The organism is Methylomonas sp. AM2-LC, from assembly GCF_039904985.1.
In the GTDB taxonomy this organism is placed as follows: domain Bacteria; phylum Pseudomonadota; class Gammaproteobacteria; order Methylococcales; family Methylomonadaceae; genus Methylomonas.
Genome location: NZ_CP157005.1, coordinates 3,057,501 through 3,080,510 on the forward strand (window position 1 = coordinate 3,057,501; position 23,010 = coordinate 3,080,510).

The 23,010-nt window shown below is 44.1% G+C and carries 14 protein-coding genes; 7 read left to right on the forward strand and 7 right to left on the reverse strand.

From position 1 onward, the window contains the following. Positions 1–132 precede the first annotated feature (132 nt). Positions 133–1,704, forward strand: coding sequence for a hypothetical protein (locus ABH008_RS13730; protein ID WP_347986185.1), 1,572 nt, complete (start codon positions 133–135; stop codon positions 1,702–1,704). A gap of 172 nt (positions 1,705–1,876) precedes the next feature. Here the strand turns inward: ABH008_RS13730 and uvrA are convergent, their stop codons facing one another. Together uvrA and ABH008_RS13740 are read right to left on the reverse strand one after the other, a co-directional pair. Further along, a complete protein-coding gene (gene uvrA, locus ABH008_RS13735) occupies positions 1,877–4,690 on the reverse strand; it encodes an excinuclease ABC subunit UvrA (RefSeq protein ID WP_347986186.1) in 2,814 nt (937 codons plus the stop codon). A gap of 168 nt (positions 4,691–4,858) precedes the next feature. Continuing rightward, positions 4,859–6,430, reverse strand: coding sequence for a hypothetical protein (locus ABH008_RS13740; RefSeq protein WP_347986187.1), 1,572 nt, complete (start codon positions 6,428–6,430; stop codon positions 4,859–4,861). A 248-nt stretch (positions 6,431–6,678) separates the two neighbouring features. Here ABH008_RS13740 and ABH008_RS13745 point away from each other — a divergent pair, with 248 nt between their 5' ends. From ABH008_RS13745 to ABH008_RS13770, 6 genes are all read left to right on the forward strand, one after another. Next, entirely contained in the window at positions 6,679–6,852 is a 174-nt protein-coding gene (locus ABH008_RS13745; protein WP_347986188.1) for a hypothetical protein, read from the forward strand. Between the two features lie 406 nt (positions 6,853–7,258). Then, positions 7,259–8,278 carry a secretion protein HlyD gene (hlyD, locus tag ABH008_RS13750; RefSeq protein WP_347986189.1) on the forward strand — a complete coding sequence of 340 codons (1,020 nt, stop codon included), beginning with the start codon at positions 7,259–7,261 and terminating at the stop codon, positions 8,276–8,278. Then, positions 8,271–10,001, forward strand: coding sequence for an ATP-binding cassette domain-containing protein (locus tag ABH008_RS13755; RefSeq protein WP_347986190.1), 1,731 nt, complete (start codon positions 8,271–8,273; stop codon positions 9,999–10,001). Before hlyD ends, ABH008_RS13755 begins: the two co-directional genes overlap by 8 nt. Continuing rightward, entirely contained in the window at positions 9,998–11,128 is a 1,131-nt protein-coding gene (locus ABH008_RS13760) for an ABC transporter permease (protein WP_347986191.1), read from the forward strand. Before ABH008_RS13755 ends, ABH008_RS13760 begins: the two co-directional genes overlap by 4 nt. A 2-nt stretch (positions 11,129–11,130) precedes the next feature. Further along, positions 11,131–12,237: an ABC transporter permease gene (locus ABH008_RS13765; protein ID WP_347986192.1), complete on the forward strand. Its 1,107-nt coding sequence runs from the start codon at positions 11,131–11,133 to the stop codon at positions 12,235–12,237. An 18-nt stretch (positions 12,238–12,255) separates the two neighbouring features. After that, positions 12,256–13,740, forward strand: coding sequence for an efflux transporter outer membrane subunit (locus ABH008_RS13770; protein WP_347986193.1), 1,485 nt, complete (start codon positions 12,256–12,258; stop codon positions 13,738–13,740). 269 nt (positions 13,741–14,009) lie between these two features. Here ABH008_RS13770 and ABH008_RS13775 read toward each other — a convergent pair whose 3' ends face one another. From ABH008_RS13775 to ABH008_RS13795, 5 genes are all read right to left on the reverse strand, one after another. Then, positions 14,010–14,372, reverse strand: coding sequence for a hypothetical protein (locus tag ABH008_RS13775; protein WP_347986194.1), 363 nt, complete (start codon positions 14,370–14,372; stop codon positions 14,010–14,012). A gap of 264 nt (positions 14,373–14,636) precedes the next feature. Further along, the gene (locus tag ABH008_RS13780; protein ID WP_347986195.1) at positions 14,637–16,625 is read right to left on the reverse strand and encodes a sulfotransferase; all 1,989 of its coding nucleotides are present in this window, start codon (positions 16,623–16,625) and stop codon (positions 14,637–14,639) included. A gap of 20 nt (positions 16,626–16,645) precedes the next feature. Beyond that, the gene (gene cysC, locus ABH008_RS13785; protein WP_347986196.1) at positions 16,646–17,275 is read right to left on the reverse strand and encodes an adenylyl-sulfate kinase; all 630 of its coding nucleotides are present in this window, start codon (positions 17,273–17,275) and stop codon (positions 16,646–16,648) included. Between the two features lie 67 nt (positions 17,276–17,342). After that, a complete protein-coding gene (locus ABH008_RS13790) occupies positions 17,343–18,371 on the reverse strand; it encodes an HD domain-containing phosphohydrolase (RefSeq protein ID WP_347986197.1) in 1,029 nt (342 codons plus the stop codon). 16 nt (positions 18,372–18,387) lie between these two features. Beyond that, on the reverse strand, positions 18,388–22,947 hold the full coding sequence (locus ABH008_RS13795; protein WP_347986198.1) for a PAS domain S-box protein: 4,560 nt from the start codon (positions 22,945–22,947) through the stop codon (positions 18,388–18,390). Positions 22,948–23,010: the final 63 nt, after the last annotated feature.

A 23,010-nucleotide genomic window follows, 5' to 3' on the forward strand; every position in this document is an offset into this window, starting at 1 on the left:
AGAACTCAACAACATAAATTGCTATTTTTTCAGCTCAACATAGCTGTTCTGTGATTAATCATTGCAGAGGGCTATTACTTATATTGAGAATACTCTTTCAATATGCAAACCACTCTCTTAAGGGTAATTGAAATGAAAAACAGCATTTTATGTCTTAAATGGCTTTTTGTACTGTGCGCCGAATTATCTATAACAACCCCCAGTTTTGCTCAACAACTTTTATCCGGCGTTGGGGGAGGAATATCCCAGCCACCATCGGGTGGATATGTGTACGCACCCGTTCCAGAGAAAGCGCCAAGTCAAGTCAATGTCACTATGGCAACATCAAACTCGCTAACCTTGTCATGGCAAGAGTCAGGTACGAACACCTATACAACGCTATACCGCCAAGTCTACGATCTGGATGGTAACCCATCAGGATCGCCAAAGGTTATCGCCACCTTCCAGTCGTTGCCTACTGGGACCATGACCTACACAGATTCGGGTGTTCAACGCATGCGCCCTCTTCCGCCAACAGGGCTAACCCCAGATCGTGAATACGGTTATTATGTCGTAGAACAGTTTGGCAACACGTGTGAGGTGACTCATGGCGGCTATACCTGTGCGCAATCACCTTGGGCCTTCGGATTCACCAAAAGCGCCTATTTGTTTCCAGCAAAACTTATTCAGCTGCGCCTGCAACTATCCACCGCGTCTTACGCAGGTGCACCCAACGAGCACGTAGTGGTCAGTTTGGGTCATGGCAATAATACTTGGCTCAACTCAACAAAAGCTGATTTCACAGTTGGCTCCAATATCAAATACAACCTCGATACCCACAATATTTCTCAGCAATCGGATATCCAGTACCTGACAATCTCAACGCCAGACAACAATGCCTTTTGCGTCAACGCATACGAGCTTCTGGTTGACAATCGAACCATCTACTCCCATTCGTTCGGCAGCAATGGCGTGACATGCCAAAAGGTTTCCTCCTCCGCACCGATAGAGGTGTCCTTCGCTCAACTTCGTTCAAGTGCAGACTGGCAAAACTTCTTACCACCCGATATCAATCCACAAAATGTTGGTCAATTAGAACGATTAGGCATACTCCCACCCCACACACCAATCTATTTTGGCGGTTACCGTGCAAAGGAGCTCATCTCGCTTCTTGATGGTACCGTTGGTAGTCAACTCAGAAATCCGGCAAATAATAGAGGAGACAACGCAGGGCTACAGGGAATCCCTACCACGACAAAGCGTATCGACGCGACACATCTCGCTGTACAACAATATATTACGGGTATCGACGCTGGCTGGGGACTCAGCGTGTCGGCAAGTCCAACCTACAACCTAGTTATTCATAATAAAGATGCCCTTTGCTGCACTGCCGGAGACCAGATGTGCGCCGCGACTCCACCCTCATGTATTAAGATAGAAAATGTCTCGCCTAATGCAAGTGTCGATGGATTACTGACCGATATTCCTTGGCTACCTAGCCTAGTTATCGAAATTATCGGCAGCGTATTGGCGGATAACCATCTTAGCGATTCTTTCAGTTCAATGTCGCAGGTATTGAGTAATGCACCCACGCTAGGTGGATTTTCAACCGGCTATTGTTTCCCAACTGAGGATTCCTCTGCTCTTAGTATTTTAGCCAAATCGCTCGGACAAACCAACAACGAAGGCTTCGGCGTTGGCAGCTTAACGGTTTGCATCCAATAAACGTGCATGCAGTTTTCTTATAACTATAATCAAGGACATAACATGGCAGCATCTATAGGGTGCTGCCAACTCACTGATCGCAAGCTTTGTACTTCACATGACTTCGCAGATGTGCTTAACAAGCCGAAGTGCATCTTCCGTTAATTTTTGAAGAACAAAAATCCAAGTTACGCTAAAAAAACCTCTTCAAATATTCCCCAGTATGCGATCCAGCATGCTTGGCTATCTGTTTTGGCGTACCTTCTGCCACCAGGGTACCACCGTTATTACCGCCCTCTGGACCCATATCGATTATCCAGTCTGCGGTTTTAATCACATCCAGATTATGTTCGATAATAATCACCGTATTGCCGTGATCACGCAGGGTGTGCAAGACCGCTAATAGTTGTTTAATATCCTGAAAATGCAGGCCGGTGGTGGGTTCGTCCAGTATGTAAAGCGTAGTACCGGTATCGCGTTTTGACAGTTCTTTGGCTAGTTTTACCCGCTGCGCTTCGCCACCTGACAGGGTAACGGCGTTTTGTCCCAGGGTAATATAACTTAAGCCCACGTCCAGCAAGGTTTGCAGCTTGCGAGCCAATACGGGCACCGCAGAAAAAAACTGTAAGGCATCTTCTACCGTCATTTCCAGCACTTCGTGGATCGTTTTACCTTTATAGCGGACTTCCAAGGTTTCGCGGTTATATCGTTTACCGTGGCAATTATCACAAGGCACAAATATATCGGCCAGAAAATGCATTTCTACTTTAATTACACCATCACCCGCACAGGCTTCGCAGCGCCCACCTTTAACGTTAAAACTAAAGCGACCCGGTGTGTAGCCGCGTGAGCGGGCTTCTGGCGTAGCCGCAAACAATTCGCGCACCGGTGTAAATATGCCAGTATAGGTGGCGGGGTTAGAGCGTGGGGTGCGCCCTATCGGGCTTTGATCTATATCCACCACTTTATCAAACTGATCCAACCCTTCTATAGCAGCACAGGGTGCGGGAATGCAGCCTGCACCATTGATCAAACGCGCCGCATGGCAATATAAGGTGTCATTAACCAGAGTAGATTTGCCGGAACCGGAAACCCCTGTCACACAGGTTAGCAAGCCAACAGGGAAACTGACAGTCACATTTTTTAAATTGTTGCCGTGCGCGTTTTTAATGGTGATCAGTTTGGCTTTATTGCGTGGGGTCAACTTGGCAGGCATGTCAATTTTTAAAGCACCCGACAAGTATTGTCCGGTTAACGAGGCTGGGTTAGCCATAATTTGCTCTGGTGAGCCTTGCGCGACAATTTGCCCGCCGTGTACACCCGCACCTGGGCCAATATCGACTACATATTGCGCTGCGCGGATGGCATCTTCATCGTGTTCTACCACGATAACGGTATTGCCTAAATCGCGCAAATGAAACAGGGTGTTTAACAGGCGTTGGTTGTCGCGCTGGTGCAAGCCTATGGAAGGCTCGTCTAACACGTACATAACGCCGACCAAACCAGCACCAATTTGGCTGGCAAGACGGATACGCTGAGCTTCACCGCCGGATAAGGTATCGGCACTGCGATCCAGGGTTAAATAATCCAACCCCACGTTGACTAAAAACTCCAAACGTTCTTTAATTTCTTTATTAATTTTAGCGGCAATTTCACCACGATGGCCGGGAATGAGCAGTTGGGTAAAAAACTCTAAAGCTTGTTTAATCGGCAGCCGTGTTAGCTGGTGTAACGGTTGTTCTGCCACAAACACATTGCGAGCAGCTACATTAAGCCGGGCACCCGCGCACACCGTGCAAGTCTGTTGCGCCAAATACTTTGCCAGTTCGTCACGTACAGATTGCGAATCAGTTTCGTGATAGCGGCGTTCCATATTGGCAATAATACCTTCAAAGGCATATTTACTGTGTTTGTGTTTACCATTGCCTATGTTTAACACAAACTCTATAACTTCAGTACCACTGCCGAATAAAATGACCGCCTGTATGGCTTTGGGTAATTCCGCAAACGGTGTTTCTGTATCAAAGCCATAATGCTTGGCAAGCGCGCAGATAATCTGAAAATAATAAGCGTTGCGTTTATCCCATCCACGCACTGCACCTGCTGATAGACTTAATTGTTCGTTATGTACCACCAGTTGCGGATCAAAATGTTGGCGTACCCCCAAACCATCGCAACTGGGACATGCACCTTTAGGGTTGTTAAAGGAAAAGATGCGCGGTTCCAGTTCGCTGATGCTATACCCACATTCTGTACAGGCATATCGTTCAGAGAAAACCATTTGTTTGTCACTATCCAAACTGGCGGCAATCGCCAGACCATCAGCCAGCCTTAAGGCAGTTTCAAATGACTCTGCCAGTCGTAAGCTCATGTCGTCTCTGATTTTAAAACGATCAACAATGACTTCTATACTGTGCTTCTTTTTTAAATCCAGTTTAGGTGGTTCGTCCAGTTCGTAGACTTCGCCATCGATACGCGCACGTAAAAAGCCTTGCGCACGTAAATCGCCCAATAGCGATACGTATTCACCTTTACGAGCATTCACCACCGGGGCCAGTAACATCCAGCGTTCGCCCTCGGTTTGTGCCAGCACTTGATCGACCATTTGGCTAATGGTTTGTGCTTCCAGAGAAATACCATGCTCAGGGCAGCGGGGTGTACCCACTCGGGCATACAACAAACGTAAATAGTCGTATATTTCGGTAATAGTACCTACCGTAGAACGGGGATTATGCGAGGTGGACTTTTGCTCAATGGAGATAGCAGGCGATAAGCCTTCAATATGATCAACATCGGGTTTTTCCATCATGGATAAAAATTGCCGAGCATACGCAGACAGTGATTCCACATAGCGGCGCTGGCCTTCGGCATAGATGGTATCAAAGGCTAAAGACGATTTCCCAGAACCGGATAAGCCGGTAATCACAATGAGTTGATCTCTGGGCAAATCTAGATCAATATTTTTTAAATTATGCGTACGAGCGCCACGTATACTGATGGTATCCACTTAAACGGGTTTCCTGCCGGGTAAATACAGAATACTATACTTGGTTTTTTTGGCTTTGTGGCAATGATATTGGCTTAGGGTATTAAATCAAAAAAAATCAAAAACCCGCATAATGCGGGTTTTTATTTTTGCGCCGTCCTTGGCTACAATAACTTTAAGATTAAACGCTTAGCTACGTTTATTACGTTTGCCTAACCATCCTGTCAAACCTATACCTGTCAGCATCATTAACAGACTGGGTGGTAATGGCACCGCAGCAACAGCCGCCGTGGGTGCAAATGCTACACCACGAATAGCAACACCAGTTGGTGCTGTTTCTAAAACAGTGGCCACTTCATTGGCTGCGCCGGCTATCGTTTTATTTGCCAAATTATCGGTAATTTCATATAAATAACTGGTCGATAATTCATTCAGTCCATAACTGGTGGCAAACAGCTCAACCACCTGCACGCCATTGATGGTGACAACCTCACCTGTTAACCCAAACAAACCAGTCACTCCAGGTGCGGTTGGAGTGGCGGAATTGGCATTTTTATTATCCACCAGATTTAAACCGGCAACTAGGTCATAATCTAACACCCAATTACCATTACTGGTTAATTCCCACTTTTGCAATCCGCCCTCGCCTAATCCTGCTGCACCCGCACTGCCATTTTTAGGTTGACCACTGTCAGCTACATACATGACGTTATTAGTACCGCCATTAGTGCTGGCAAAGAAATATTGCTCAGGGCTCAGATATACAAAACTACCCAAACGACTATTATTAACACCATTTTCGTTACCTGTTGTTACAGTAATGGTATCTTGAAATTTTGGGGCTCCAGTACTTGGAACCACAATAGTGTCAGTTACACCCGCTGCAGAGGTTGGCATTGCACCTGTAGCATCTTTTAAAATCGATACGTCCGCAACACTAGGATTTGTAGGAGTGGCAGTGCCTGATGGGTTGGAATCGCGTGATGCCAATAGCGTATTAGTCGTGGTAGCGGCATTAAAACTAGGTGTTTTTGCTATTTCTACAACTCGGCTATCTGTAGCGCTATATACTTGCGTTGCTGTTGTTGCACCTAAGGTAGTATAAAACACACCTTGTGTTGCCGTGTCGGTTTTAGTTGCACCCTGGCCAGCGACATAGAATGAGCTTCCATCAACGGTAGCCACACTACGTGGGTTATTGGTGTTAAATACACCGGTTAATGCAGTGCTGGTATTCACATTACCATTGGCACCTATCAGTGCCACCACACGTGATACGGTATTTAAAGGTGTTGCAACATTTTGCTGAGCAGCTGTCAAACTGGTAGTTTGGCCCAGTGCTGTAGTGCCATAAGGCGATGTTGTAGTACCTGCGTAGGAATTAAAGTTTGCAGCATTAACGCCATAACCCATTAGAGTCAGGTATTTTCCGTTAGTAGACTGTTGCAATATGCCTTCAGAAGCGGTGCCGTATTCACCCGAAATTGCCGAATTGCTGCCGTTATTGGTTTGCGCAAGGACCATACTACCGTTCAATGTAGCAGTGGTTCCATTGTTACTAAGCGCATATTGCTGCAAAGTAATAGGTGATGCTGCATCAAGAGTATTACCAGAAACAGTACTGATAACCAAATTTCCAGCTGTAAAACCAGTGGAACCTAAGTCAGCGTAGGCGGCTGATGAACAGTAGCCCAATACCAAACCGCCAGTTAAGGCTGTACGTATTGCCTGACGTAAGTATCTATTATTATTTGAACGCATTAAAAAATTTCCCAATTAGTAACCAAAGCATTGAATTTAAGATCATATAGCTATCCTATCGCTATAACCCATCAACATTATCAGTTTATTGTTACAAAATAATTAATCAGATTGACGGTGCCTATTTATAAAAAAATATAGGGATACGATATATTTCACTTGCAAAATATTTAAAGAATTCGTACCAGCTACCGCTAACTTATTGGTCGGATTTACTCTCCGACTCATTGCAATTCAAGGAGAGACTCATGTCATCAATATCTGCTACAAGTCCTGTTTCAGCGAATACATACATACAGCCTGTTAAACCCGCCGTAGTGACACCGCAGCAACCGGCAACAACCCAGGTTAATTCAACTGAGGGAGATTCGGATGGCGATCATGATGGTAGCAAGGGTGGTACTATCGATACCCATGCCTAAAAATGTTTATACGGTTGGGCTTGGCAGCCCAACCATTAACACCGCTAAACTATAATTTAAAGTATGAATAAGTAAAAACCCCATCAAATTACCCATTCCAGTCATTAAATAAATTATAGATTTAGAAAATTTAGCGTAGTCAACTTTAATGATTGGGCTTAATAGCCCAATCTGTTTTACATATCCGCCCCCTCTTAACTTGACCCTCTGCTGCCTGACACAAAAAAGGAGTAGAATAACCCCATCGTTAGAGACAACTAAAAAAACCAGATTACCACTTTACAAGCAATGTTTGTTACTACTATGCTATTCAATAGTTATTAGCAGTTACAGATACAGTTTACAACGAGTAATTTCAGGCAACTAATCAACCTTGTTGACTTATCTTTAAGACGGAGCTTTCTTGGTGAAAAAAAAACTGATTGTTGTTACTGTTCTTCTGCTTACCCTTGCAGGGTTAGCATGGTTATATCATGACTATACTAGCGTAAAAGACAATACTCTGATTCTGTATGGCAACGTTGATATTCGCGAAGTCAATCTAGGATTTCGCGTGGCTGGCAGGCTGGCTAAGTTGAATGTGGATGAAGGCGATAAAGTTAAAAAAGGCGATGTACTCGCCACTCTGGACGACGAACCCTATCGCCATCAAGTGGCTAACGTCACTGCTCAAGTCAAATCGCTACGCGAACGTTTAAAGTTACGCGAAACAGGAAATCGTCCGCAGGAAATTGCGCAAGCCAAATCTCTGGTACATGAGCGCGAAGCCACCGCCAATAATGCCAAACTTTTATTAGCACGTTCCGAACAGACATTGCAAATCAAAGGTATCTCCACTCAGGATCGGGATAACGCAGAAACCAACTACCATGAAGCCGAAGCGCGTCTCACTTCCGCACGGGAAAATTTAGGCTTGTTAGAAGCGGGATATCGGAGTGAAGACAAAGCCCAGGCCAAAGCTGATCTGGAACAGGCCGAAGCCAGCTTGGCCAATGCCTTACTGCAAGTTAAAGATAGTGTACTCAGCGCGCCCGATGCGGGCATAATTTTAACTCGTGCGCAGGAAGCAGGTGCCATCTTACAGGCAGGTAATACTGTTTTTACTCTATCCTTACAAAACCCTGTGTGGGTGAGGGCCTATGTACACGAACCCGATCTGGGACGCATACATCCGGGCTCTCAGGTCCATATATATAGCGATACCCACCAAAACCAGCCGTTTAGTGGCAAGATTGGTTTTATATCCCCGCGCGCAGAATTTACCCCTAAAACCGTAGAGACTACGCAATTGCGTACTTCCCTGGTCTACCGTTTGCGTATAGTGGTGGAACATCCAGATGAAACTTTGCGGCAAGGCATGCCAGTGACTATTAAGCTCGCTGATGAAAATTCGCATGTTGCAAACTCAGAGATTACGCATGAGTGACGCACTAGTCAGTGTAAATAATGTACAAAAGATCTTTAAAGGGGCAACAAAACCAGCCTTAAACAATATTTCAGCAACCTTAACACCGGGTTGCATTACCGGCTTAGTTGGGCCAGACGGTGCTGGTAAAACGACTCTAATTCGTCTATTGGCTGGATTAATGGCACCCAGTGCCGGACAGATTAGTATAGATGGACTGGACCCCATTAAAGATGCCGTAAAATTAAGAGAGTTTATTGGCTATATGCCGCAAAAATTTGGTCTTTACGAAGACTTATCGGTATTGGAAAATCTGCAACTACATGCCGATTTGCGCGGTGTGATCGGCGAAGAATGCACCGCAACCTTTAAACGCCTGCTGGATTTTACTGATTTAACCCGCTTCAGTAGCCGTTATGCCGGTAAATTATCAGGTGGAATGAAGCAAAAACTGGGGCTTGCTTGTGCCTTAATCGGCAAACCGCGTCTTTTGTTACTGGATGAACCGGGCGTGGGTGTGGATCCTATTTCCCGGCGCGAATTATGGAAGATGGTGCATGTGCTGATTGAACAAGGTATTACCGTGGTGTGGAGTACCGCTTATCTTGACGAAGCCGAGTTATGTGATGAAGTGTTGTTATTGAACGAAGGTCAACTGCTGTTTTACGGTAAACCACAAGTAATGACGCAACGTATAGAGGGGCGCAGCTTGCAAATTCGGCACATCAGCGGCAATCGCCGCCAATTGCTGGCACGCACCTTACGCTGCCCAGAAGTGATGGATGGTGTCATCCAGGGCCACAATATCAGACTGGTATTACGTGCAGATGCACAAGCTCCCGATCTGCAAGTGCTAAACGCTGGTGCTGCAGCAGAAATTATTCATGTAGCACCGCGCTTTGAAGATGCATTTATTGAAGCTCTCGGCGGTGGACCAGGTGGCGATTCTGTACTTGCGGAGCGCTTAAAAGCCATTACAGGAAATACGGATACCGTGGTTGAAGCTGTCGAACTTACCAAAAAATTTGCAGACTTTACTGCCACTGATCATGTCAATTTTGCTGTTAAACGTGGCGAAATTTTTGGCTTGTTAGGACCGAACGGCGCAGGCAAATCCACCACCTTTAGAATGATGTGCGGCTTACTGGCACCCACATCAGGTACGGCACGCGTAATGGGCATAGACCTTAAATCCTCCGGCAGTCTGGCTAGGCAAAAATTGGGATATATGGCCCAGAAATTTTCTCTGTATGGCGGTTTGTCGGTTAAGCAAAACCTGTCATTCTTTTCGGGCATATACGGATTACGCGGCGAACAACAGCATAAAGTCATGCAGGCCATGATTGAGGTATTCAAGTTGCAACCGTTTCTTGATACGACACCGGATGCGCTTTCTCTCGGTTTTAAACAACGGTTGGCCTTGGCGTGTGCGGTCATGCACGAGCCGCCAATATTATTTTTGGATGAACCCACTTCAGGTGTTGATCCAGTCACGCGTCGTGAGTTCTGGACACATATCAATGGTGTAGTCGAAAAAGGTGTCACGGTCATGGTCACCACCCATTTTATGGATGAAGCTGAATATTGCGACCGTATTGCCCTGGTGTATCGGGGACGCATTATCGCTGCAGGCACACCAGATGAGCTAAAAGCACAAGTCGCTACCAGCCAAGCGCCCGATCCCAGCATGGAAGATGCATTTATTAGTCTGGTGCAGCACCAGGATGAAGAGACATCGGCATGAACAACAGCCTTTCATATCGACGTCTGCGCGCCTTATGTTTAAAAGAAACCTTACAAATTTTGCGAGACCCCAGTAGTCACATCATCGCTTTCATACTACCCGTTGTATTATTATTCATTTTTGGGTTTGGGATTAATTTGGATGCTAGTGCGTTGCGCGTGGGTTTAGTGCTGGAAGATACCAGCACAGAGGCTCGGCATTTTGCCGATAATCTTTACGGCTCCCCTTACTTTACAGTGACAACGGGTTTAAATCGAGATGCCATGGAACTTGCCATGACTAAACAAGAAGTCAGAGGCTTTGTCGTCATTCCCAGTGATTTTTCCGTTAAATTGCAACGCACAACCACCACTGCACCGTTGTTCTTGATCAGCGATGGTTCCGAACCCAATACCGCCAATTTCGTCAATAACTATGTACAGGGGGCGTGGAATGACTGGTTATGGCAACGCGCAAAGGAACGCGGGGAGGCACTGCCAGCCGCTGTGGGGGTTGAACCTCGCTTTTGGTTCAATACGGCTGCAGAAAGCCGAAATTATATAATTCCAGGTTCTATCACCATTATTATGACGGTCATTGGTACTCTGCTCACTTCGCTGGTTATCGCACGTGAATGGGAGCGCGGTACTATGGAAGCCTTACTGGCATCACCCATGACACGTACTGAGTTATTACTCAGCAAATTACTACCCTATTATGTATTGGGCATTACTTCCCTGTTTTTATGCGTGGCCGTTTCGGTAGTATTGCTCAACGTACCGTTTCGAGGTTCTTTACTGGTGTTATGGGCAATTGGTAGCTTATTTTTAGCCAGCAGCCTAGGCATTGGTTTGTTATTTTCAACCCTGCTGCGTAATCAGTTTGATGCCGCTCAGGCCGCACTGAATGCTGCATTTTTACCGGCACTGATGTTGTCCGGTTTTATCTACGAAATTCGCAGCATGCCTAGTATCATTCAGGATGTCAGTTACCTGATTCCCGCGCGTTATTTTGTAACCGCCATTCAAACATTGTTTCAGGTAGGTAATGTTTGGTCAATATTGTTTAGCAGCAGCTTATTCTTACTATTGGCTTCGGTATTTTTTATTGGCTTGACAGCCTTAAAAACACGCAAAGGGCTGGAATAAGCATGTTATCTCGCATTACCACCCTTATCCTTAAAGAATTACATGCATTGCTGCGTGATCGACAATCGCGCGTCATTTTGATAGTGCCAGTGATCTTGGAATTAGCGCTGTTTCCTTTCGCCGCTACGCTGGAGGTAAACAATAATACCTTAGCGGTTTTTAATGAAGACAACGGCCAACCCAGTTTTGAATTGATCCAGCGATTTTCGCAAGCGCAAGCATTCAGCGAACTCATTTCACTTTATAAAGAGGCAGACATCAATCAGGTTTTGGATAATCAACACGCCTTAATGGTGATTCGTATTCCAGCTGATTTTTCTCGCAACATAAACGCTGGCAGCAATACTTCCATTCAGGTTTTACTGGACGGCCGCCGCTCTAACAGTGGACAAATAGCTTTGGGGTATGTGCAGCAAATCCTGCAAGCCTTTAGTGTGGAAGGCCTGCATACTAAACAGCCGTTTATGCATGCACAGCTATTGATCCGTAATCGCTACAATCCCAATCTTGATTATGTGCGGCACATTGTACCCAGCTTGGTGGCCATTATCACCACCATCAGCACCCTGATTGTTACCGCCCTATCGGTAGCACGCGAACGAGAACAGGGGACTTTAGATCAATTATTGGTATCGCCGTTAACGCCCGGCATGATTATGGTGGGTAAAACCGTACCCGCCATGATAGTGGCTATGCTGCAAGCTACTATCATTCTGTTGGCAGGTATCTTTATTTATAAAATTCCATTTGTTGGTTCATTCTCTTATCTTTACCTGAGCATGATATTTTACATATTGGCATTGGCAGGTTTTGGACTACTCATCTCCTCTATCTGTGCAACCCAACAACAGGCTTTTCTGGGGGTATTTAGTTTTGTGATGCCTACCGTACTACTGTCTGGATTTGTATCACCCATTGAAAATATGCCAGTCTGGTTACAGTACCTGGATTGGTTTAACCCACTGCGGCATTTTATCGTTATAGTCAAAGGTGTGTTTCTCAAAGACATTGATCTGAGCATTTTGCTACCTAATTTATGGCCATTGCTGATCATTGCCCTTATCACTTTAGTCCCCGCCAACTGGATGTTTCGACGACATCTTGGATAAGATAATCAGACCCAATCTATGCCTGACACTAAACATTTAATTCACCCTCTATTTTCAAACCTAGCAAATGCCAAGTTGTTAGCCATGCTGCTTTGCTTGCCAGCATGCTTTAAGGTAGGGCCTGATTATCAACCGCCAGCACCTGCCCTGCCCCAGCGTTGGCATGCGGTTCAAGATCAACCAGCGTCAGGTACAGAAGCTAGTACCGAAACGGAGTGGTGGCAACACTTTCATGATCCAGTTTTAACGCAACTTATCGACACAGCTGAACGCAATAATTTCGATGTTAAACTGGCCAGTGGCCGTATAGCAGAAGCGCGGGCATTACGTGCCGGGGCAGATGCTGCATTATTTCCTACGGGTGATATGGCATTCAACGCCAATCGGCAACGTAACCAGATTGGTTTTCCCAATAGTGTACCCAACGGTATTACCAGCGCCCTAAAAAATCCGTTTAATATATTTAAAATCGGTTTTGACGCCAGTTGGGAACTGGATCTATTTGGTGGGCATCGCCGTGAAGCAGAATCAGCCAGTGCAGAGTTGGCAGCTGCGGAAATTTCGCAACAGGATGTGTTAATCAGCACACGCGCTGAAGTGGCGCATAGCTATATCACTATCAGACTATTACAGGCACAGTTAAAAATCGCAACGGATACCCTGGCAGCCGATACTGAAACAACCCGCATTAATAGCCGGACCTTAGTAGTAGGCAGTAATACTGGCCTTAATGTCGCTAGAGTAACTGCGCAACAACAACATGATGAAACACAACTGCCCTATTACCGTAGCTTGCTGGAACAAAGCGAATACAGTTTGGATGTATTATTGGCTGCACAACCTGGTACAGCACATGACCAGATTAATACGCTGGTCAGCATACCCGGCAGCGATGACAAACTGCTACTGGCTGCTCCCGCAAACGTTATAGCCCAACGGCCGGATATTCGTTATGCCGAACGTAAACTGGCTGCTGCCACCGCCCAACAAGGCGTTGCCGTCGCCAAATTCTTTCCGGATGTATCGCTGGTTGGCTTTATTGGTCTATTTAACACCAACGCTGGTAATTTATTACAGGTGAGCAGTAAATCCTGGAACATGGGTGGCAATGTATTATGGCCTATCCTCAGTTATGGCACTTTATCCGCTAATCTGCATGCGGCAGATGCCAGACAACAAGAAGCACTAACAAGCTATCAGAAGAGCATTATCACTGCCATGGCAGATGTGGAGCGTAGCGTGGCAGCCTATCGCGAGCAGGATAAATTAACCAAGACCTTGCAAACGGCAGTAGCCACAGATGAAAATATCTACCAGATAACACAAGGACGCTATCAGGCAGGTCTTGGCGCCTATCTGGAGGTGCTGGATGCGCAACGTAAACTCTATGCTTCGCAAAATCAGCTACTGGCTGCACAGGCACAAACCACACTGGATTTAATTGCTGTGTATAAAAGCTTGGGCGGGGGATGGAAACCAGAACAGTTGGAAGGGATAAAGTAATAATCAGGTATAGTTAGAATGGCACTGACTTAAGCGAATTTTCTTTAATATTCAAAGATATAATTACGTAGGATGTGGTGAGGCACGAACTGCATCTTCCGCGAATAGGCATAAGCTGAATATTCAGTCGACTTGATGCGGTTCGTTACCTCACCACATTCTACAGGTGTGCCATTGTTGATAAAGGTAAACAGGCTTAAGTCAGTGCCATTCAGGTATAGTTAAATTTTCGTCATTATTCAGCTTAAACTTTACTAGAATTCAGTCAATCAAGGATTGACTTGCGGATCTGCACTTCTGGCACCTAACACATAAGAAAGAAACCCATCAGTACTTTTTGCAGGGTCTTGACTTTCCAGCATCATATTCATATAGGCTGTATCTGGATCAGGGCTTTGAGAAGCAATGGCAGCAATTAAATCGTTTCTGGCAGCTCGGCATTGTATTGAAAGCGCCAAAGCAATGGTGTAAGGGGAAGAGTAATTGTCCTCGATTTGTGGATATTTTTTTTCTTTACACAGATTCAGTCTGTATAAAGCATCTTGTTCGGATAATATATGATCTTTCCAAACTGGCGCCTGATTGGTACAACCCATTAATGCCAACATCATCAGAAAAACTTGTTTATTCATAAATAAATCACTAATACCATCAACTAAAAGAAGCAGTAAAACCGAGTCAGTTTTATAGGCTAAAGTGTAAACAATTTGAAACTATTCACCGTAAAAATAAGCCTGCATAGGATATGCTAACGCCAGAAAGCGTATCACCTTGTTCATCCTATAGTCCATTGAATTTAAACACAAAAAACTAAGGTGAATAGTTACAACAATTACATACAATTTAACTTAATTTTAAATGATAGACAAACATTGTTAATCTGTTAATGGGAAGTTTTAGCTTTTTAAAACTGGGGATAACACTTCCAGCAAAGGGACTAGATGTTTTTCATACTCGCGCCAGCGTTCTACCGAACTATTGTAGAGTGGGTGACGTACCTGTAAAGTGCTTGCCGTGCGAACCGGCCGATTATTCTGATAAAAGTTTATACACGCATCATCCCAATTTAACTGGCAATGCTCTAGCAGTTTTCCGGTAATACCTTGTTGATCTGTAATTAGCTCTTCATAATGGATTTCTAACAAATTTTGTGCTGGCAGCAAGGTGTGCCAATGACGCATCAACCTGTCATACTCCAGATAATAATGCGCCAGATCGAGCAAATCATAACTGTAATCATGACTGTCCCTAAAGGCAGTTACAAAACAAGATAGACAGGTATCGACAGGATTACGCCGCACATGAATAATTTTTGCCGACGGAAATAGCAAATTAATTAAGCCGACAGCCAGAAAATGATCGTTGGTTTTATCTGTTATGTGTGTTGCCGTTAAATTAAGTCTTGCCAAAACTTCGTGGTAAGCCGCAGCCCAAGCCTGAATATTGCTAGCTTTAAGTTGTGTCGTGGAAATTGCTTGGTTAAGCATACCTATGCCTAATTTACTAATATTCAGAAGTTCGGCCACTTCGCCACCCGCACTGACCTGTAGATGACTGGAAAGAATTTGTTCTATCAAAGTAGTGCCTGAACGTGGCATGCCCAAGATAAAAATAGGTTGTTGGTTAGAATAATAGGTATTTTTTAAAGTATGAAAACATTCGCTATTAAAGGCCTGGATAATGGAATCGACATGCTCAGTCATATGTTGGCGACTATAGTTGATAGTTTCCCTTTTAATTCGGCAACCTTCAGCAAAATGTTTGAAAGCCGAATCAAAGTCGCCTGCCTGATGATAATGACGTCCTAAGCCGAAATGGATAAGATACTTTTCTTCTGCTAACAGGGAGCGAGCATTCCGATTGATTTTAAGCAATTTCTCAAATCCGGTTTTACCTAGCTTGTTTTCGGTGAGTAAACTTTGGTTATACAGTGTTCGTACACAAGTGGGATTTATGTTTAGACTGCGCTGAAAACACTGCTCCGCTTCTGTGGCACGGTTTAACTCCATATAGACTATACCTAGATTGGTCAACGCCGCAGCAAAATTTGCAGAAATCGCCAATGCAGAGAGGAAACAGTCAATGGCATCATCATAGCGGTAGATACTCTGTAGAACCAGTCCACGGCAATTGAGTGTTTCTGGTAGATTTGCATCTATAGCTAAGGCTCCATCCAGATATGCCAGCGCTTGGGTAAAGTTTCTACGGGTGTAATTAATATTGCCCAGATTGGTTAAAACTGCTACGTTGGCAGGACTTAAATATAAAGCACGCTTAAAACAGGTGATGGCTTCTTCATCACGATTCAGTAAAATTAATGCGTTGCCACGCAGATTAAAGGCTTCGGCATCATTGGGTTTTAGAGACAGAATTTTATCTATACTTTCGATAAGCTGTTGGTAAAGCCCCAGTTCCATTTCTGCGGTAGCTTTTTGCTGCCAGGATTGCAGATAATCAGGCTTAATTCGGACCGCCTGCTCAAAATTGCACAGTGCCTGTTTAGGCTGTTGCAATTTTAACTGGGCATAACCCAGGTTGTTAAAAGCTTCTGCATAATTGGCATGTAATTTCAAGGCTCGCTGATAACAGCTGATGGCTTGCTGATATTGACCAAGATCGGTATAAGCATTGCCAAAATTATTTAAGGTACCCGGGTGCAGTGAATTTATTTTAACAGCTTTCGAAAATAATTTAACCGCTTCGGCTGGCTCACCCTTACTACGCAGTATCATGGCCCATAAACGTAAAGCATCAAAATTGTCCGGCTGACTATGCACGATCTGTCGGTACAGGTTTTCTGCCTCGCTAAAGCAACCTTTTTCATGATAAGCAAAAGCAGTTTCCAATTTTTTATCGATCTCTAATTGCTTTAAATTATTCATCATTAAGGTTTTTTAACCCTGTTTCAGATTGTTTCGGTTGCGGGCAAATAAATGCCTCGCTTAATAATCAGGTTAATAATCTGCTCTACACAACTAGGCAATGGTGTTGTGCCATTTACCACCAGCTCAGGGTTTTCAGGTACTTGATAGGGTGAGGAGATACCTGTGAAATCAAGTATCTGGCCTGCACGCGCTTTTTTATAGATACCTTTTACATCGCGTTTTTCGCAAATTTCAAGCGGGGTATCACAATAAATTTCTATAAAATCATTTGCTGCCACGCTGTTCCGCACCCTTTCCCTATCCTGGCAATAGGGCGAAATAAAAGCAGTCAGTACGATAATACCGGCTTCCATAAAAAGTTTAGCTACTTCACCGATACGACGAATATTTTCTTGACGATCTTGCATGGAAAAACTGAGATCACTACATAAGCCATGTCTTACATTGTCTCCATCCAGGACAAAAGTTTGACAACCCTGACGATGTAGAAATTCCGCAACGGCATGCGCAAGAGTAGATTTGCCTGCACCCGATAATCCAGTAAACCAGATAATGGCACCTCGATGGAGGTTTTGTGCTTCGCGCTGGGCGCGAGTAACCGTGTTGGGGTGCCAAACAATATTCGCTGTTACTGGTTTTGCTGTGCTCATATCTGAGGAAAGTTACAACTTAATAGATGGCGTTTTGGGTTCATTCACTTTGGAAAGGATTGGTGGTCTATAATATCTGGGTTTTGTGCTGTTTATTATATGCTAAGCAAATTGACTCGATATTTTCCCATTGCATCTTTATTGTTAACAATTGCGGAAGAATATCCATAAAACAACTTACCATATATGGATCGAAATGTTGAGCCGCATTTTCCTTTATCATGTTGATAGCCTGCTCTACCGGCCAGGCTTTTTTGTATGATCTATCCATGGTCAAGGCATCAAATACATCGGCAATGGCCACTATCCTGGCCGACTCTGGTATATCCTTTTCCTTTAAAGCATTGGGATATCCTGTGCCATTCCATTTCTCATGATGATGTAAGGCAATTTCGGCCGCTAGTTTTAATAATGGAGCATCCGATTTTGACAAGATATCGTAGCCGATTTGCGAATGGGTTTGCATGATTTTCCATTCTTCAGGCGTTAGTTTACCGGGCTTGCAAAGTATGGAATCGGGTATACCAATCTTACCTGTATCATGCATGGGTGCAGCCAGTTCCAATAATTCCACATTAGGTTCTGTCCAACCCAATGCTTTTGCCAAGGTTTTTGAATAAGCGGCCATACGCCAAATATGTAAACCCGTATCGTTATCGCGATAATGGCCTGCTTCCCCTAATATGAAGATGGTATCGCGTTGACTTTGTTTAAGCTGTGAAGCCTGAACCAGCGACAAATGTGTACGTACACGGGAACGCACTAAACTCGGCACCACAGGTTTTATCAAATAATCAACACAACCGAGTAGAAAACCGGTTTCTTCGTTACCATAATCGTTTAATGCGGTTACAAAAATAACAGGTATTGATGCAGTCATCGGATCCGCTTTTAATGCAGAACACACCTCATAACCGCTCATTTCTGGCATTTGTATATCCAGTAAAATCATGCTGATGGGTTGTTTTGCAGACATTAGCAAAGCTTCCTGGCCGCTATTGGCAAAGATTAACGGATAATCGTCTTTCAAAATTTGATGAAGAAGCGCTAAATTCGTCGGTTCATCATCTACAATTAAGATAGGGTGGCTAATCATAGTATTAGTTGGTTAGTTAACTATTTCTTATGGTGACTGATAATTCATGAAGCAAGCTTTCAGCTTCCCGAAAACTATAAGTCAAAACCTTATCCTTAATTGCTACTAATACAGCATGACCCAGTTCCGCCTCCAATGCCGCCATGAGCGGTTCTGCATTTCCCGGATTATTTAAGCTTAAAGCGGTCTGTAATTGTTCAACCAATTGTAAAATTTCTGAGCGTTTACCAGCCAAAGTATAGTCTTCCCTAGGCAAAATATTTACTTGGGTATCCACTGTCAAACAAGCTGCCAGTTCATTAATGGCCATTTGTAGATTCTGAGCGGGTATTTGTAAGGATAATTGATTAGCAAGTGCCTGCTCAACCGCAATACAGTGCTGTGTAATTACATCCAGGCCTAAATTTGACACCATACCTTTTAGCTTATGCGCTAAAGCTTTAGCGGCATTAATATCACCTTTATCTTGCGCAGCCTGTAAATCTAACCCAGCTTGTTGATAGCTAGTTACAAAACGACGTAAAAACGTTTTATATATAGCCGCATCTTTCCAGTATGTTTGTACAATTTGTTGATTTACACCGGGAATATCCAAATTTGTCTCATAAATATTTCTTAACAGTGGAAAATGATCATTTTTAACAACTAATTTTCTGGATTCTGCAGGTGTGTGAATATTTGTTGCTAATGTACTTACCCCCAGAGTCCAGTGCTGTATCAATGTCATCATCTGTGCGACATCGAAGGGTTTAGGAATAAAATCATTCATACCTGCATCAAATGCCAGCTGCTGTAAACTCTTGAATGCACCGGCAGTAAGCGCCAAGATAGGTAGATTTGCACAATGAGGTAATTGTCGAATCCGCCGAGTTGCTTCGTAGCCATCAAGACGTGGCATTTGGATATCCATTAAGATTACATCTACCTGTTGAACATCACGACTGAGCCATTCCAGGGCTTCTTGACCATCGCTAGCCAGATATACCAGCGCCCCCTCATCTTGTAGCACACGTTGTGCGACTTCTCTGTTAATTTCGCTATCATCCACAACGAGCACGCGCACTCCCGGAATGCGCGGCACTTTACTGTGTGTAGATTCAGAAAACGCAGATGCACCCGATTGCTCACGTCCAACGATTACTCTGCACACTGTATTATAAAGTGCAGACGCTGTTATTGGTTTACTGAGTATGCCATCCGCAAGGGTTGGCGTAGACTTCAGCTGCAATTCTTTTAACGAATAAGACGTGACCATCAATATGATAGGCATTCTTTCTGCAACTATCCCTGTTTCAGGGAGTAGTTTTCGTATCAATTCTGTGGTGGCCACCCCGTCCAATCCAGGCATTTTCCAATCAATCAGAAACACATCGTAGGGTAGTTTTTCATCTTTGCTCTCCATTATCTTTAACAAAGCCGCCTGTCCAGAATTCACTGCCAGTGCATGCCAACCCAAACTCTTTGCCGTCATTTGTAAGGCTTCACAGGCATTTTCATTATCATCAACCACTAACAGTTGCAGGTTATTCAGGCTAGCCGGAACAATGCCTAGCTGTAGATCACGTTGCAATGGCAACACAAACCAAAACTCACTACCTTCGCCTATACAACTCTTTACCTGTACTTCGCCCCCCATCAACTGTACCAGTTGCCGACTAATTGACAAACCCAGTCCAGTGCCACCAAAGCGACGACTAATACTATTGTCTGCTTGGGTAAAAGCGGAAAATAGATCTTGCAGTTGATCTTCAGCAATACCAATACCACTATCTTTTACTAAGAAACGCAGTTTTAATTGATCGGCTTGCTCTGATTCCAGAGTAATTCGTAACTCCACTTCTCCTTGCTCGGTAAACTTAATGGCATTACTCAGTAAATTGATTAACACTTGCTTCAAGCGCAGACCATCACCAATTAAAGCATCGGCATCCACTGGTGGCACAATTAATAATTCCAGATTTTTATGAACAGCCGCCGCTGACATTAAATTTCCCAGTTCATCCAGCATTTCTGAAAGTCGAAAAGGAGCAAGCTCAATTTCCAGATGACCAGCTTCAATTTTAGAAAAATCCAGTATATCGTTAATAATGCATAATAAGGAACGACCTGCGCTGTTGATTTTCTTTACCAGCTGGTGTGAGTCTTCATCTAATGGACGTTGTTCCAATAGATAACATAAGCCTAACACCGCATTCATGGGGGTACGGATTTCGTGACTCATATTGGACAGAAAATTAGTTTTAGCCGCATTGCCGGATTCAGCCAGAGATCTAGCCTGTTCCAGTTCTAGGGTACGTTGCTCTACCAATTCTTCAAGATGATGGCGATACTGCGCTAGTTCTGCATTCAGTTTTTTCTTTTCGCTAATATCTTCCTGAATACCGACATAATGTGTGACCTTGCCACTCGCATCTCGAATCGGCGAAATAGTGGCAAACTCAGTATAGTCGCTACCGTCTTTGCGACGATTAACAAACTCGCCTTTCCATATCTGTTCGTTATGCAAGGTCTGCCATAGATAGGTATAGGTGTCGGCACTGGTAAGGCCTGATTTTAGAAATGCAAAACTGTTACCCAGCACTTCCTGCTGACTGTAACCCGAGTTACGCAGGAAAGCACTATTCACATAATCAATTTTACCGTTCAGGTCAGTAATAACTATACTTTCTGGGGTTTGTTCTATGGCCATGGACAGTTTGCGTAATTGCTGCACCATGCTAACTCTTAGCGTAACATCCTGCACTAAAGCCACCATGGCTCTATGTCCACTAAAATGCATGGAATGCGTACTGATTTCTACCAATATTTCCCGTCCATCACTACAAATATGTCGCCACAAATCGAAAGCATTGACACCAAATGTATTGGCCGTAATGGCCTCCATTAGGCGTTTAACTTCTGCCTCAGAGCGAATATCCTTGATAGTCATCGCTAAAAATTCAGCGCGACTATAGCCATAATGCGCTACAGCAGCATCGTTAACGGCTAGAAAAGCCAGTGTATCAACATCGTATACCCACATCGGATGCGGGTTGGCCTCAAACATTTCCCGATAGCGGGCTTCACTGTCTTTTAGGGCATGTTCGGCAGCCAGGCGTTGGGTAATATCTCTAACCACACCAATATAATAGCGTTGCTCATCAAAAACTAATACACCTAAATGCACCTCTACGGGGAAGCTGCTCCCGTCTTTACGTTTATGTTGTCCTAGTAAGATCTGCGTTTCCCCAGGAACGACAGAATTCCAGACCTGTTGAGCAAGACTCAGATTAAAGTCCTGTTCCAGATCAATCACATTCATGCCCAATAATTCTTGCTTGGAATAACCCAGACTTTCACATGCCTGTTTATTGACCTCAATGAAATTACCCTGATGATTATGCACAAACAAGGCATCCGGCGCAGCTTGATCAAATAAGGTTCGATAACGAATATCGGCATAACGTAAGTTATTTTCATTCTGCTTGCGTTGCGTAATATCCTGAACGAGACCCGCCATAGACTGAACTTGCCCATAGTGATCAAAAAGATAACAACTGTTAACCGAAATCCAACGAATTTCTCCATCTACACGCTGAATTTGACATTCGAAATGCCAATCTTTCAAATTTACGCTTGTTTCTGATCGAGTGGTTTCGACTAATTGTCTATGTTCTGGTACCACATGCTCAAGAAAACGACTATAGTTCCAGTTGTTTTGCAATTCACTATATCCAAATAATTGTGAATGCTGCAGTGATCCATGCGCTTGCTGGGTGTGTAAATTGATTTCCCAGACACCGAGTTGCAGCTTATCTAGGACGAAGTTAAGGCGCGTATCTTTATCACGCAGTTGTTGTTCGATACATTTACGTTCACTTATATCAATAACAATGCCACGATAAAATATTAGTTGGCCTGTCGCGTTATACTCCGGCTGTCCGCGCCCCATTAGCCAACGTTCCTGACCGTTAAATGTTTGTGCTAAGCGCCATTCTATATTTAACGGCTGCTGGTTTTCCACAGCCATTTTTATGGCAGTTTCCAGCACTTCCCGATCTTCATTGTGTACAGTCGATAACCAGGTGTCATAACTGGCAGGTAGTACATTTCGCTCAAGCCCATACAAACTCCATAGATTATCAGTCCATTGATTGCTATTGTCTTGTAGATTCCACTCCCATATTCCCGCATTGGCGGCATGCAGTGCTTGGGTTAATCGCTGCTGATTATTTTTTAATTCCAGAGATTGCAGACTGATTATTTCAGTCCATGAAGCATGTAACTTAGCAAAAAACAGACTGAATAACGTCCCCATACTCAGGAAAACTAGCATGGAGTACCAGTTTCTAGTGTCCGCTATCGCCAAAGAAAAACGCGGTTCCATGAACAAATAGTCGGCTAACACTACCGACAGACAAGTAGCAAATAAGCCGCCGGATAAACCAGCATAGCGTGCGCTAAAAAAAACCGCCGGATAGAATAAAATCCAGGTTAAGGGTTTTAATTCATCCCACAACAGCCACTGCATGCCACATGCCAATAGGGGAATCAAAAACGCTGCCAGTAAAGTGGGCTTAAATACGGCGATTTGCATAGTCATGTCCTATTGGCAGATAGGCGTTAAGGTTTTCTATTGAAACCAAAAGTACAGGCAGTA